Below are 1,483 nucleotides of genomic sequence, written 5' to 3'. Positions count from 1 at the left end.
TTTCCCTGCTCCCTCAAAACTTCACAGCGGAGGCACCGCCGGAATCAAGCCCTCGACCTATTAGTACCGGTCCGCTCAACCGGTTACCCGGCTTACACGCCCGGCCTATCTACCTGGTAGTCTTCCAGGGGTCTTACCGGATTAACTCCGCGGGAAACCTCATCTCGGGGCGGGCTTCGCGCTTAGATGCTTTCAGCGCTTATCCCTCCCAGACTTGGGTACCCAGCTGTGCCCCTGGCGGGACAACTGGTACGCCAGCGGTCTGTCCATCCCGGTCCTCTCGTACTAGGGACGGCCCCCCTCAAGTTTCCTGCGCCTGCGGCGGATAGGGACCGAACTGTCTCACGACGTTCTGAACCCAGCTCACGTACCGCTTTAATGGGCGAACAGCCCAACCCTTGGGACCTGCTCCAGCCCCAGGATGCGATGAGCCGACATCGAGGTGCCAAACCTCCCCGTCGATGTGAACTCTTGGGGGAGATAAGCCTGTTATCCCCGGGGTAGCTTTTATCCGATGAGCGACGGCCCTTCCACTCGGTACCGCCGGATCACTAAGCCCGACTTTCGTCCCAGCTCGACTCGTAAGTCTCGCTGTCAAGCCCCCTTATGCCTTTGCACTCTACCGCGCGATTTCCAACCGCGCTGAGGGAACCTTTGGGCGCCTCCGTTACCCTTTAGGAGGCGACCGCCCCAGTCAAACTGCCCACCTGACACTGTCCATGTGCCGGCTTCCACGACACCCTGTTAGAACCCCAGCACCACAAGGGTGGTATCCCAAGGCCGGCTCCACCAGAGCTGGCGCCCCAGCTTCTACGCCTCCCACCTATCCTGTACATGCAGTACCAAGGTCCAATGTCAGGCTGCAGTAAAGCTCCACGGGGTCTTTCTGTCCCGCCGCAGGTAACCCGCATCTTCACGGGTACTACAAGTTCGCCGAGCCCCCCGTTGAGACAGCGCCCAAGTCGTTACGCCTTTCGTGCAGGTCGGAACTTACCCGACAAGGAATTTCGCTACCTTAGGACCGTTATAGTTACGGCCGCCGTTTACTGGGGCTTCGGTTCAGAGCTTCGCCAGAGGTCTCCCCCCGGCTAACCCCTCCCCTTAACCTTCCAGCACTGGGCAGGCGTCAGCCCCTATACCTCAGCTTTCGCTTTCGCAGGGACCTGTGTTTTTGGTAAACAGTCGCTTGGGCCTCTTCCCTGCAACCCCCTCGCGCTCCAGCAGCTCCGCACCTTCACGCTAACGGGGCACCCCTTCTCCCGAAGTTACGGGGTCAATTTGCCGAGTTCCTTAACGGGGGTTCTCTCGCGCGCCTGAGGATCCTCTCCCCGCCTACCTGTGTCGGTTTGCGGTACGGGCACCGGCCAGCCATCGTTAGAGGTTTTTCTAGGCAGTGTGGGCTCGGCCACTTCGGTACTTATACTTCCCTCCCCATCACCTCTCGGGCTTCACGTGAGGCGGATTTGCCTGCCCCACACCCTAC

At 60.3% G+C, this 1,483-nt stretch carries 1 rRNA gene; it reads right to left on the bottom strand.

The window, feature by feature from the left end:
• Positions 1-40 precede the first annotated feature (40 nt).
• A 23S ribosomal RNA gene (locus G454_RS0115185) occupies positions 41-1,483 on the bottom strand; the annotation flags it as partial.

This window comes from Desulfovirgula thermocuniculi DSM 16036, from assembly GCF_000429345.1.
In the GTDB taxonomy this organism is placed as follows: Bacteria; Bacillota; Desulfotomaculia; order Desulfotomaculales; family Desulfovirgulaceae; genus Desulfovirgula; species Desulfovirgula thermocuniculi.
Note: the sequence above shows the minus strand (reverse complement) of the source record. Positions and strands in the feature narration are given on the sequence as shown.